The sequence below is a fragment of the Stenotrophomonas sp. 116085_Sma genome, assembly GCF_056479585.1.
The window spans coordinates 3,521,713-3,534,704 of sequence record NZ_CM151057.1 but is presented as its reverse complement, the minus strand read 5'-3'; the positions used below and the strand labels follow the sequence as shown (position 1 = coordinate 3,534,704).

General features: G+C 60.9%; 10 protein-coding genes. 3 read left to right on the top strand and 7 right to left on the bottom strand.

Annotated features, from left to right (window positions below):
* Window positions 1-154 precede the first annotated feature (154 nt).
* The 4 genes from ACZK0Z_RS16570 to ACZK0Z_RS16555 form a co-directional block, all read right to left on the bottom strand.
* Window positions 155-2,335 carry a DEAD/DEAH box helicase gene (locus ACZK0Z_RS16570; RefSeq protein ID WP_169448807.1) on the bottom strand — a complete coding sequence of 727 codons (2,181 nt, stop codon included), beginning with the start codon at window positions 2,333-2,335 and terminating at the stop codon, window positions 155-157.
* Window positions 2,336-2,337: 2 nt separating this feature from the next.
* Window positions 2,338-3,636, bottom strand: a complete 1,299-nt coding sequence (locus ACZK0Z_RS16565; protein WP_169448806.1) for an ATP-binding protein — start codon at window positions 3,634-3,636, stop codon at window positions 2,338-2,340.
* The gene (locus tag ACZK0Z_RS16560) at window positions 3,633-6,596 is read right to left on the bottom strand and encodes a TerB N-terminal domain-containing protein (RefSeq protein WP_197577796.1); all 2,964 of its coding nucleotides are present in this window, start codon (window positions 6,594-6,596) and stop codon (window positions 3,633-3,635) included. Before ACZK0Z_RS16560 ends, ACZK0Z_RS16565 begins: the two co-directional genes overlap by 4 nt.
* 189 nt (window positions 6,597-6,785) lie before the next feature.
* Entirely contained in the window at window positions 6,786-7,052 is a 267-nt protein-coding gene (locus ACZK0Z_RS16555) for a hypothetical protein (protein WP_019659219.1), read from the bottom strand.
* Between the two features lie 259 nt (window positions 7,053-7,311).
* Here ACZK0Z_RS16555 and mobQ point away from each other — a divergent pair, with 259 nt between their 5' ends.
* Entirely contained in the window at window positions 7,312-8,835 is a 1,524-nt protein-coding gene (gene mobQ / locus ACZK0Z_RS16550) for a MobQ family relaxase (RefSeq protein WP_459004616.1), read from the top strand.
* A gap of 42 nt (window positions 8,836-8,877) precedes the next feature.
* Here mobQ and ACZK0Z_RS16545 read toward each other — a convergent pair whose 3' ends face one another.
* Window positions 8,878-9,201 carry a hypothetical protein gene (locus ACZK0Z_RS16545; RefSeq protein ID WP_180874505.1) on the bottom strand — a complete coding sequence of 108 codons (324 nt, stop codon included), beginning with the start codon at window positions 9,199-9,201 and terminating at the stop codon, window positions 8,878-8,880.
* 591 nt (window positions 9,202-9,792) lie between these two features.
* Here ACZK0Z_RS16545 and ACZK0Z_RS16540 point away from each other — a divergent pair.
* Window positions 9,793-10,506 (top strand): lysozyme inhibitor LprI family protein, encoded by a 714-nt coding sequence (locus ACZK0Z_RS16540; RefSeq protein ID WP_197577794.1) that lies wholly within the window; start codon window positions 9,793-9,795, stop codon window positions 10,504-10,506.
* 31 nt (window positions 10,507-10,537) lie between these two features.
* Here ACZK0Z_RS16540 and ACZK0Z_RS16535 read toward each other — a convergent pair whose 3' ends face one another.
* A complete protein-coding gene (locus tag ACZK0Z_RS16535) occupies window positions 10,538-10,957 on the bottom strand; it encodes a hypothetical protein (protein WP_188238848.1) in 420 nt (139 codons plus the stop codon).
* Between the two features lie 83 nt (window positions 10,958-11,040).
* Window positions 11,041-11,829 carry an NYN domain-containing protein gene (locus tag ACZK0Z_RS16530; protein WP_049433914.1) on the bottom strand — a complete coding sequence of 263 codons (789 nt, stop codon included), beginning with the start codon at window positions 11,827-11,829 and terminating at the stop codon, window positions 11,041-11,043.
* A 215-nt stretch (window positions 11,830-12,044) separates the two neighbouring features.
* Here ACZK0Z_RS16530 and ACZK0Z_RS16525 point away from each other — a divergent pair, with 215 nt between their 5' ends.
* The gene (locus ACZK0Z_RS16525) at window positions 12,045-12,962 is read left to right on the top strand and encodes a MerR family transcriptional regulator (protein WP_197577793.1); all 918 of its coding nucleotides are present in this window, start codon (window positions 12,045-12,047) and stop codon (window positions 12,960-12,962) included.
* Window positions 12,963-12,992 lie beyond the last annotated feature (30 nt).

The window sequence follows — 12,992 nt, the reverse complement described above, 5'->3', positions numbered from 1 at the left end:
TATCGGTGGGTGGGGTTCAATAAATAATATACGAAGCAAGGGGCGATAGCCGATGCCGGCCATCTTCAGTAATCCGGTTAATTTGAATGAGACAACGAGGCTATAGCCTCATTCTGAGATGGCATCAGCCCTGGACTGGTCACAACGTGGTGGACTACCCGAACGCGCGCGCGAGCCAAGCGGTAGCCTCTTCCAGGTCCAGCTTTAACGATGCATAGGAGCGTCGCAAAAGGCGTGGAGGAAGGAGGCCGTCCCACTTCTGCGTGACCAGGTTGTTTGCAGAGTGAAGAAGCGTCTCTGGCGATGGCCATGGCATCTTTGCCACCCGCCCGAGCACCTTGATCACATCATCGAGACTCCTTGCTCCCATGGAAATTTCCACGCCCAGCCTACCTGCCTGAGAAGTGAATCCCTGAGCGTTCAAAAGGCAGGCGATGGCTTCATTTGCGGAGTCTCCCAGCCACGTCATCAGCAAGGCGTAGCTGCCCTGGTCGAGAAGAATCTTCCCGTCGAGCCCCAATTGACGGTAGGCGTTCTGCGCCTCCTGCAGGAAGCGAGTGGCAGTTGGGTCCAGGAAGTCTGGTTTGATCTCTTGCTGATACAGCCCGCGCATCTTCTGGCGAACCTGCGTGTGGACCTGACCGCCCGTTCCATTGAAAAGAGGCGGGGTCCCGCCCTTCGCAGCGGTCACGTAGATCGTCTTTTGGGCGTCGTCGATCTGCTCTACTAGCCAAGTGCGACCGCCAAATAGAATTCGTTGGCCGACGGTCACCAGTTGGGATACGGGGAGCGTGCCCAGTGCCTTGCCGGCGGCCACGATCCGGAACTCTTCGTCGACGCTGAAAGCGGCGTAGAAGGTGTAGTGGTTGACCAACTTGTCGCCGACCGGGCCGTGGAGCAGCAAGCCGGAGCCGTCTTGAATCAGGACCTGTTCTTGGCCAAGGTGGCGAAGCAACTCTGCGAACGCGTCTTGGGACAGCCCGTGGAACGGTCCCTGATCTGCGCAGAGCAGCTGATAGGCTTGGGCTGCCTTGAGTCCGCCGTACTGGGCAATGGAGGAGAGCAACTGCTGAACCAGCGTCGATAGGTGTAGCCCGTTGACCGAAGGCGGTTCAAACCACCTCTCCAGCAGTAGCAGTACGCAAGCAGTGGACTGAACTGTGTCCAGTCGAAGCCTTGTTTTCAACGTCGACTCAGCATCGATTGCATCCTCGATAACGTAGCCGCGCAACACCGCTGGCTCTCCAGGGCGGCGTCCGGAGCGACCAAGGCGCTGGCGAAGGCTGGCCACGGAAGGTGGTGGGCCAATTTGCGCGATGCTTTTCACCGCTCCGATATCGATGCCTAGTTCTAGGGTGTTCGTGCAAATTGCGCTTGCTGGACGACCCCTTTGCTTCAGAGCCGCTTCCGTGTCCGTTCGTATCTCTTTGGACAGACTCCCATGGTGTGGCCAGAACTCTCTCGGCCGGCCGTCCTGTTCGCTCAGCAGGTTGAGGAGGTGGGTGTAGCGTTCAACCTCCCTTCGGCTATTGGGGAAGATCAGGTTGTTCGTCCCTGAAAGGACCCGGTAGAGGTGCTCGGCCAGTGCAGCGGGGGCCGCCGGATTCTCGTCGGACCCGGCGTCAGGTGCGGGTTGTTCGTAGCCCTTGATGATCAGTTGGAGATCATTTCCGGTTGATGAGGCGTTGACCAGCGCGGGGGCAGCCCCAACACCCGGGCGTAGGAAAGCCCCAGCGCTCGAAAAGTCACCCAAGGTTGCCGACAGGCCCAGGCGGGGAGTCCGCCGCCGTAATAGCACGTCGATCCGGTGCATCAACGATTGGAGCTGCTTCCCGCGCTCGCTTCCAATGAACGCATGGAGTTCGTCCACGACAACGTAGAGGAGCTTGGAGAACGCGGCGCCTACGGAGGTTCCGCGGTTGCAAAGCATCGCCTCCAAGGACTCCGGCGTGATCAGGAGCACGCCACGGGGGTGCTTAAAGAACCGCTGCTTGGTGGAGCCCGATACGTCCCCGTGCCAAGGCCACACGGGGACTTCAAGGTCCTCGCAAAGCCGCTGCAGCCGTTCAAACTGGTCGTTGATGAGCGCCTTTAGAGGGCTGATGTAGACAATCAGGCCCTCCTCGTCGGTGTTCAGAAGGTGCGTGAGCGCAGGAAGAAAAGCGGCCTCGGTTTTTCCCGAGGCGGTGCTGGCGGCGATGATCACGTCCCGGTCGGCGCTCAGGACGAGAGGAATCGCCAATTCCTGGACCTCACGCAGCGCCTCCCATTGTTCGGTCCAGAGGTAGCGCTGGATTCGAGGGTGCAGCGATTGGAAGGCGCTGGAGGCAGTCATCGTTAGAGCCTGAACGACGCCAGCTCGTCGTCCTCTTGCACGACCAACTCGCCGTCGCCCCCGTGGTCAGCTGCCACCTCGACCGATCCGATCAGGTCCTGCCAGTCCACGCCCTGGTTCTGCTCCAAGACGGCCAAGAGGTTGATAAAGGCGGTGATCGTTGTGCGCGGGGTGCGGAAGAAGCTATCGCCGATTCGATTGGCGCAATGGGTCATGAACTGGTGAATGGCTTCATCGGGCAAGAGATACTTGCCTGCGTCGCCGGCAGCGTAGACATGGCGAATCTTGGTGAGCAGGACGTAGAAGTCTTCGGCTGTCAGGCTCGACAGTCGAACGACAGGGCCGCTGAAATCCACCAACCCGTTGGTGGCAAAGGTATTCTGGGCCAGGCGGCTCTGAAGAGCTTCATAGCTGTAGACGCCGCGGCGGGTATCCATCAGGAAATCCGGGGTGCCGCCCAGAACAAAACCAAGGCCAACCGCAGTGCCCTGCAGGGAGTCGTTGAGCATGCGCAGGAGCTGCTCGTAGTTTGCATTCCGGGCCTGGGCGTTGGCCAACTTGTAGAGGTTGACCAGTTCGTCCAGGCACACCAGCAGGCCGCTATAGCCCGCCAGCCGAACAAAGCGGCCCATGAGCTTGAGCTGGTCGTAGACCGATGCGTCGTCCACGATGGTTCGGACGCCCAGCGCTGCACGCGCGTCCGTCCGGGTGGCAAATTCGCCACGCAACCAACGAATGGCATCGGACTTGAGCTGCTCGTTGCCTTGCTCGAACCCTCTCCAGTAAGCGGCGATCACGTCGGCAAAGTCATAGCCGTTCACCAGTTCGCTCAGCTGCTCGAGCTTCGCGCGAATGACCTGCTCGGTGGATACGCCTTGCGACTTGGACTCGGCCACTGCGGTCGAAATGAACTTCTCGACCACCCCGGGCAGCGCGCCTCCGTCGGGCTTTGTCCGAGTGGCCAAGTTCCGCATGAGCTCGGCGTAGAGCGACCGGGCCTGCCCCCCTGAAGCATGCAACCGCCTGTCGGGATTCAGATCCGCGCTGGCCACGACGAGCTTCCGCTCCATTGCAATGGCACGAACGAGGTTCAAGAAAAAGGTCTTGCCAGCGCCGTACTCGCCCACGACTAAGCGGAAGGAGGAGCCGCCATCGGCGAGCCGGTCAATGTCACTGACCAAGGTTTGCACTTCGCGGGCGCGCCCAACCTGGATCAAATGCTGACCGGCGCGCGGGACGACGCCGGCGCGCAGCGACTGGATCACCGCGTCGCGGTCCCTGGAACGGATTGGGCTGCTCATTGCTCGATCTTCTCAATGAATTCGGGGTTGATCTCCAACGGGTCGTCGCCGTCGGAAAATGGAATGTCGTAAGCGTCGAACGACGCATCGTTGATTTGTTCAAGCGCGCCGTCGAGCATCAGCTCCATGTCTGCCGCGCCATCTTCCAGTTCTGCACGGGTCCAGACGGGGCGCGACAGCATTAGCCTCAGCAATGCGCTGTGTGCCTGATCAAGCCCGAGCAACTGACCAGCACTCTCCACCTCGGCACTCACCGCTTCCGCCGGCGCAAGATCAGGGAGAGTCGCTTCCTCGTCGGTGAAAATGTTGGCGAGCAATGCGGAGACTTGGGCTGTGTCCCGCTGAAGAGCAGCGATCCGGTCGGGATCGAGTTGGAATGCGCCAGACGCAGCCTTGGGCAATGCGCTGGGGGCTTTGGGCGGGCGTGGGGCATGGACGTCGCTGAACACACGAGCGGGATCCACGCCCAACGCTTTGTAGACGCGCTCCAAGAACCGGACCTCCTCTGGGGAGACCATCCCGTCGACTTGGGCGAGCGTGGCCATGGACCCGGCGATGGCGTCCTTTATGTCCCCGCTGAGCGGATCCAGCTTCTTGCGCAGCGTAGGCAAGGAAAGCGGTGCCATCGCCAAGAGATCAAGGTGCGCGCGCAGACGCCGTCGGTCACCCTCGCTCAGATGCGTCCAGCTTTCGATTTCGCGTGAAAGGTGCTGAAGTTCGTGGGTGCTGAACGTGCCATCAGACTGAGCGACCGTCGAGGCGAGTTGCAGGGTCAACTGGGCCGTTTGATAGGCCTGAGCGTCGGTTCGATGGGTTTGGTCGGGAAGCAGGGGGAAGAGAACGATCGGGTCGTTCTCGCCAGGCACCCGCGCGCCTTCGAGCACATTGGGTTCCATGCCGACCTTGGACTGCTCCAGTGCTCGTGCGAGTTCCCGAATTTTGTCCTTGCCCAAGGTGGTTCCGACTGCCCCAAGCCTTTCCAATAGGTCGGTCAGCTTGATCGACAAATTGGCGGTTTGAACATCCGAAGCGACTTCGGCCAATGCGGTCCGCGTGGCCAGCGGCCAGATCTCTGACGGAAGCAGCAAGGTGCCCTCAATGGATTGGCGGGCCTCGGGGTTCTTGCCCACGAGCCGGCTGAAGGCTCCGAGGTCCTCCGTGCACTGAGAAACAAGTTCCTGCAGCGCCTTTAGGGGCGCTCGCAATGCGGTGACATCGGGAATGTTACCGAAAGTCTTGGTGCCGGCATCAGTCCGGTCCAAGGCCGGGTTAAAGGGGCGGCGTGTGAACTTCAGCTTGGTGCGGTTTTTTGGCAGCACCATTCCAGGGCCGAACGTCTCTTGATACCGCAGAGCGAAAAGGCGATCGAACTCTTCCGCACAACGCGTTGCGGCGGTTCGCAGCGGAATCTCTGGATTGAGCCGCACCCAGGCCGTGGCCAGCGCGGCGGGCACGGGGACTCGATCCAAGGAGCATTGCCCCAGGGCCAAGCGGATGTAGAAAGGCAGTTCGTAAGTTCGTTCGAACGCGGGAAGCGGCGCGTTGTAAAGCTGTTCGCCTGCTTCGGTCAGAGCCATCCAGTCGAGCAGGCTGTTGACATGACCGTGGACATTCGGAAGCACGGCGGCATAAGCAGACGACAAACGGCGGAGCATCGCCTTGATAGCGGGCCAGTCTTGCTTGGAATCCGGATCGCTCACCGAATCCAGCAAGATGCGACGCTCCAATCCAAACAGGAACAATCGAACATACTGGATTGCGCAGCCGGGATCGGTACGGTCCGAAGCGAGCCACTTCAGATAGGCGTGGCGTTCAGCGGGTTCAAAATCTGCGTAGCCTCCCCAGTAGCGCGTCGTGGACCGGTAATCCCCGTATCGCCCAACGGCAAGAACGCCATTGACCAAGCTGGGCTCGTTCTCACGCGTGCCAGGGGTGGTCAGCCGCGGACCTGTGTAGAACAGGCCGCCCCGGATAACAATGCCCGCGATCTCGATCTCGTCCTGGGCGCCGAGCCAGCGGGTCTTGTCCCAGCCCTCGGGGGGGCGGGGTACCGTGAATTGCTTTGCCGGCGTTCCGGCGTCGATGGCCACCCGCCGGAGCTCATCGGGCAGGGAGGGAGGCGAAGCCCGCGATGGAAGCGGGGGCGGCGGCGTCATTGCGCCTGCGTCGCGGGTTCCGTTCGTGTGGGGAGGGTTAGTCTGCTCCGCGGCTCTTGAGTCCGAGTGCGCTCGCCCATCTATGGTGCCCGTCAAGGTTTCTCCCGAGGCTGTGTCCGCGTTTGTGGCGAACTGGATCAGCGGCTCGACCAGCTCATCTTGCGAAGTCGCGGCCAAGCGCTGGGTCACGGCAAGTTTCGCCGCAGCGAGGTTGCCCGGGCGCGCGCGCTCAATGCGTTCCTCGTCAGGTTGGTAGGGGTAGGGGGTAGAAGGGTTTGCGGAGCCCACGGCCGTCAGCACCCGTGCGGCGGACTCGATGGCAAGGCGCATGCTCACCGCGGCTTTGGCCTCTTCCAAATTGCCAGGACGGGGCGGCGAAAGAGTCTCCGGGGGCGCTTTGCTCGGGGCCTGCGCCGCAGGCAGCGCCGAGCGCCCCTCAGAGCCGAGCGGGCGCGCATCTTCTGGCACCGCAGCGCCGACCGATCCCGAGGACGTGCCCGATTCAATATTCGCGGGTCTCGCCGGTTGGGCAGCTTCTGCGCGGGGCTGTCTCTGTGCCGCCTGCCCAGATGGAAGAGCGGATGCCTTGATCAACTCCGCCAAGGTCGGCTCTGGAGCGGGGACCGGCTTGGCGGGAGAGGGTGTCTTTTTCGGGCGCATCGCCTGCCACTTGGCCCAGAGCCAAACGGCGGCGGCCACCGCAAGGACGATCCCCAAACCGATCCAGACTTCCTTTGGCACCAATGCTATGACGACCAGGATTGCGACGATCCAGCCGCCTGCGGTTTGCTTCCTTCTCGCCATGTGGCCCCCTGCCTTTGGCGCTTCCTTTTGGGGCATTGTAGCTCGCCAACCCCACGTGAGACGCGCATCGCCAGGACGGGGCGAGGCTCTGGGATGGCCAGGATTCGCCCATTCAGTATTGGCGTCCAGGGCACTGGCGTGCCTGCCCCAAGCCTTGACGTTGATGGCCGTACGAGTGAGCTGGGATGATCAGTGGGGTGGTGAGAGCCGTGTTTCGTTCACCGCAAGCATGTGCCGCTGCAGGGCTGCGACGATCTCGTTGTCTGGCAGGTTCTGGGCCCCGGCCAGGAAAACGAGTTCGGCCACTTGTCGTCTGCGCTTGGCGTCGTCGCGGCGCTTGATGGCCTTCTCCCGGGCATCCTGCCGCTGATGCGCCAGAAGCTCCCTGGCTTGAAGCTGGGCCAGCCGATGGGTGGCCCGTTGGATCTGATCGCGGTAGTGATTGGTGGATGACATGATCTTCTCCTAGTGAAGTCTCCCTCAGTGAAGCAATGATTTCTCATCCGTCAACCTATTTATGGCGCATCGCTTTCGCACTTGATGCAATTCAGAAAATCAGAAAAGAAAGATGCAAATGCAAAGAGCGAAAAGCGCACTTAGGCATCACAAGTGATGCGTGCGCAAAGTGCTTCGCCCCTTGAACCCCAAGCCGCTTTGCGACTTGCCAACGGCAAATTCAAAGGCATAAAGAGCTCAAAGAACTGGAGCTCTCTGCATGGCGATCTACCACACCCGCGTCAAAACCTTCTCCCGGGCCAAAGGCCATTCGGCCGTTGCCGCCGCGGCCTACCGCGCGGGCTTGTCGCTCGTAGATGAGCGCACGGGAGCGCGGCACGATTACTCTCGCAGAGGCGGTGTGGTCGAGAGTCGCTGGGTGGTGCCTTTGAAGGCGCCCGATTGGTCGCTCGATGCGGCCAGGCTCTGGCAAGCAGCCGAGGCGGCAGAGAAGCGAAAAGACGCGACCGTGGCCCGAGAGTTTGAGATCGCACTTCCGCATGAGCTCAACGGGCCGCAGCGCTCGGCCCTGACGGCGGACATCGCCCGGGCCCTGGTTGATCGCTACGGCTTTGCAGCCCAAGCGAGCATCCATTCGCCGGGCAGCAACGATGGACTGAATTGGCACGTGCACATCCTCGCCACCACGCGCCGCTTGGATGCCGAAGGGCTTGCGGACAAGACGCGCGAGCTGGACGGTGGCCCCTCGGGGCGCAGCGAAGTGGAGTGGCTCCGGGCGATGGTGGCCCAGCTGACAAACCAGCACTTGGCCGCTGCCGAGATCCCAGTGTCCGTCGATCATCGAAGTTTGGAAGCGCAAGCGGAGGACGCGCTCGAGCGCGGCGACATCGTCGAAGCTGCGGTTCTCGGGCGGCGCCCAACGATCCACTTGGGCCAGCAGGCCTCAGCGCTCGAACGGCGGGGAGTGGAGATCGATGTCGGGAAGGTTCTGGCCAACATCGTTGCGGACAACCAGGGTGCTGTGCATCAGGCATCGATACGGTTTGAGAGGGCAGCGACGGATACAGACCGTGCCCACGGACATGCATCGATGCCGCCGAACCGTGTCGAGCTGGGGGCGAAATCAGGTGAAAGCTACATCGAGGACGTAAAGGGATTCGGTCGGCGAGGAGTTCTGGCCATTCGCACTCTTCCCGATGCACCGGAACCATCGCTGCAATCCCTGATGGAGAGCGCGTGGGGACTTTGGCGTGACGTGGTGGCGGCCGGTCTCGAAGGCGCGCTTCGGTCCACGCGCCTGCTTCTAGGTCGCCTGGACTTGGCCGTTAGCAACGGGAGCGTGGCGACAAGGGTGCGCAAGGATATCCACCGAGCGCTAAGGGGCTTGACCGCCGTGAGGCGACGAGCGACGGAGTGGCTGCGACGGGTGGAGGCAGAACGACGGGCTGCATCGCTTCTGACGCGCGCGGAGCGGTCGTTGGAGGACTTCATCGAACAGCAGCCCCGGCCGACAGGCGCTGCACTGGTGGCTTGGGCCCGGCGTCGCGGACGTCGCTTGGCCGCAATCGAGCAGCGTTTGGATGCCCTGAGAAAAGCTCGTACAAAGATCGAGGACGGTCAGGAAGAGGCCTGTGCGAATCAGCTGTCAGCCGCCGTGGCAGAGTTGGAAGCCGGCAGCAGGGTAGCCCTGGATCAGTTGGAGGATCCGCTTCACGAAACGGGAGACCCCGCAAAGCTGACTGTATCCACGCCGCAGGCCACGCCTCGGCCAAGGCTTCACTGACAGCAATGAAGAGCCCCCGCTGTGGCGGGGGGCTTGGGAAGTTCAATGAATCGTTGGCCGTTTGGTCGTTGGCGGCTTGGCCGAGGGCCTGATTCCCCGCCGATCAGCGAGCAGTTGGTCCAACGGAGCCAGATCCTCTTTTACCTCGACGCGTTCCTTGGTTGTAGGAGCGGGCCGTGGCTGAAGGTGAGGCCTGTCATGAATGAGGTCGACTGGGTTTCCGCCTGCGCGCTGGCGCAAAACCTCGGCGGCGACCTCCAAGGCCACTCGAACATCTTCTGAGCGCTCTTGCTGTGTACGCTGAGCCGCTCGTTCGATGGTGCCGCTCAGAACGAGCGCGGCGATTCGGGTTTGTGGATCAGTCATGGCCCCTCCTTCGTCGGTGTGTGCCCGTCGTCGGTCAACTGAGCATCGATGGGTTGGATCGGGCTTTCTCCTGCAGACCTGCCCAGGACGCACTCCGCGAGCTCCAGAGCGATTTGAACGTCCCCCAAGCGCTCTTCGCGAGTGCGATGGACGGTGGGATTGAAGCTGCCGCTCAAAAGTAGCGCGGCGATTTGGGTTCGTGGATCTAGCAATGTGCGTCCTCGGTTGGTGTGTGCTCGTAGCCAACCAGTTAAGTGAAAATTAGCAAGGGCACGTAGCAGGGAATCGCGCACAGAATTGCTACTTAGTCGAAAAGAACTTGCTGGCGGGGAAGCGGTCCCTGGAAAGTCACCTGCAGTCGCGCAGTCGGCCCCACAAGCGGGGCTGACTCCGCCGGCGTTGGGTCACGATGGCCCCAAGTTAGCTCTCTAAAGAAATTCGCAACGGGGTCGATAGCCGCATAAGAGGGCGTTGCCCGACCTTTGCGACGAGGACAGGATGTCAATGAAAAAAATGGTTCTAAGCAGTGCGTTCTTGCTTCCTGCACTCGTAGGGTGCGGGAAGGCCGGAGCGCCGGAGTGCGGCGATGAGATGACCCTGGACCTGGTTCGCAGCATCATCCAGCGGGAGCTGGGGGCGACCAGTGCTGCTGCCAATTTGAGCGCAGAGCAGCTTCGCAGTGTTCTTCCCATCTCTTTGGCTCATCCGACGAGCTTTGATGAGAAGATCAGCCGCTACAGTTGCGAAGCTGACCTGGCCGCGCCATTCAACAACCCTGGGCAGGACGTTTACAAGCTACGGCTTGAATACACCTCTCAGGCGGTCAATGGACAACACTTGGCCGAGGTCCAGGTGCTTCCTGGAGATCTTATTGGCATCGGTGCGGCTATCAGCTCTAATGTCAGGAGCCAAACACAAGCCATGGCTCCCGCAGCTGCGGCCCCAGTGGAAGCGTCACAGGCAGTGGACGTTGATCCTGCTTATGATTCAGCGATGTCGACGAAGGCGGACGATTACCAAGAGCCCAACTCGGACGAGCCGCTGGCGGATGGCGCTTCGACTGGGCCCAGCTTTGACTGTGAGAACGCGTCGTCGGCCGTAGAGCAGATGATTTGTGCCGACCCGGAACTGGCCCGGTTGGACAAGCAAACTGCAGAGGCATTCGGTGTCGTCCGGGCCCGTTCGATGGACCCGGGTGAGGTTACGTCGAATCAAGGGCGGTGGCGCAGGACGGTACGGGATATATGTGCCGACGAAGCCTGTATAGAGCAGGCCTACCAGACGCGATTGGCCGAGTTGAATTGACTCCGGGGATGCCGCTTCGGGCCGGCCCTGCTCAGGGCAAGGGCCGTAGCCTTCCATTCACGACCAGATCAAGAACGCCACTCGCGACGTCGGTCGCGGCTGTAATCCACTGATTGTCATCGCCAGGGAATGCCTCTTCAAGCGGATCTTCTTTGCCCCCGTGAAAGAGGTTGTTGCGAACCCTGCGGGCGGCTTGCATCAGCGCCCTCGGGTCTGACGCACTCAAGGCTTTGGCCCGGAAGGCGGTGATGTTGTGGCCGCCGTGCACCGTCACCACCTGAACCATGGGACGATCCCGGTTCCCGCCCAGAATCTTCTGCTTGGTCGAGTCAGACACGGCCAACGTGAGCAGCTCTGGTTGCATCGCTTCAAGTGCAGTGTCGACGGCTTGCCAATTCACCTTGGCGGATCCGTTTGAGTAAGTGTCGGTGAACCCGGGAACTTGTTTCAATGCGTACTCAAGGGCACCGAATGCTCGGAGCAGTCGAAAGGCACGGAGTGCGGAGGCGGGCATGTTGGACCTATTTTGTTGGGCTACTTGGCATCGGCGGCAGGGCTAGGTGCCAGCCCAACCGACCAATTGCCGCCCGGTTCCTGCTGCGGCGAGAGCAGGTCGTAGGTCTTCACCATGTTCAGCAGCCCAGAGTGGCCGTATGCATTCGGGGTAAACGATGGGTTGGTTCGCCGCAAGTATTGCCCCAGTGCGCCTAGGCCCACCTTTCCCTCCGAGGTCTCACCTGCAAGCAGGGCCACCGCATCCACTAGGAACCGAGGCCGACGTTTGGGGAGGGGACGCACGTCGTTAGAAGTGGGCTCCACTTTGCCGGGGCCTGTGCTCGCTGATTCGTTGAGACCAGTGTTCTCACGTGGCCCAGCAGCCGAAACGCTCTCCCAGAGGAAGAATTGGTCACATGCGTTGCGCAGGGCGAGAGGCGTCTTCGACTCGCCCACGATGCAAACGGTTGCGCCGCGCTCGCGGAGCTTTCTGCATAGGTAGGCAAAATCAGAGTCGCTGGTGACCAGGCAGAACGTATCCGCCCTGCCGTCGAACATGGCCTCTTGGGCGTCCAAAGCCAGAGCGATGTCTGATGTGTTCTTTCCCGCAGCGTACTGATACTGAAGACAGGGCGTGAACGCCTGTTGGACCATCACTTCCTGCCAGCGGTTGGCGAGGGTGGCATGGTTTCCATAGCCCCGACGTAGCACTACTCGACCGAACTGAGCTCCCATTAAGAGAGCATGGTCGACGATCTCAGGACTGACGTTGTCGCAGTCCACCAGAACAGCGACCTTGCAGTCTTGGGGGGCACTTCCGTTTGCCATAGGTTTCCTTGGGTTCCGGTTTTCCAGGCTCTGCTCTCGCCTCGCCAGGGGGTTCAGCGGGAAGCTTGGTAAGCAGTTGATAAGAGCATCTTACACGCAGGTCTTGGAAGATATGGATCAGCATCTTGCATGATTCTATCTTCCATGATAGAGCCGAGTTGACAATTTAAGCCTCATAAGCCACACTAGGCACTCTGGGTGCTTTGGAGGTCGTCATGTCTCAAGCCAAACAACGCAGGGCCAAAGCGGCGGTTCCGCGCATGCAGGCGCATAGTTTTGAATGGGCGATTCCCTATCATGAGTTGAATGAGGGGCTGGAAGAGCTTGATGTGATGGAAGACATAGCGGCGCATGCCTTTGAGGCATGGAGGCCCGGGAAGGTGGGTATCTATGAAGAGCTAGGTGAGCTTTTCAAAGCCCATGACGCTACGTCTTTCAATCATTTTCTCCCTGCTGGGTTCGCTCATCCCGTGAAGGGCTTGGTGTCTCCGCACCTTTTCCGCCTCGGGCAGGCGCGTGAGAGCGCCCTCGCGATGGCGATCAAGCACAGCGAAGAGAGTCATGCGGATGCATTGGCGAGGGCTGGAATGAGCGCCGAGGCCGTGAGAATCATGCGCTCATGGCTGGAGACGGTGAGAGTTGGAAATCTGCTGCAATCGGAACTTCAGGTCACTAGGATGGCCGTGTTGTCGAAGTCCGAGCAATCGCAGGCAGAATCTGTTCCAGTGTTTAATCACGATCCGAACGAGACGCTTGGTGTTGCCGAGTTCTCGAAGCTGCTCGGTGTGAGCGCGGAAACGGTCCGGCGTCGCGAAGGTGAGGGGAAGGTCATTGCGTTCCTCGGCTCTCACCGAAAGAGGGGCAGGGCTTATCCTGTGTTTCAGACGTGGGCGGGCATTTCCGGCGAGCCGTTGGTTGAAGTGCTTTCGCATCTATCAGGCAGTGGCGCGGAGGCCTTTGCATTCTTCACTGGGATCAATGAATCACTGGCAGGACTGACACCGATTGAAGTGCTCTTGGGCAAGCTGACCAGTGCGCGGGATGTCGCTGCAGGGCAGTGGTTGTTGACGCAAGACGGCAGCAAGCGCCGTGCTGCGGTTGTCGCGGCTGCGGATGTCCACTCCCAATACTAAGCGAGGGATCGCGTGATTGATGCTAGTGAC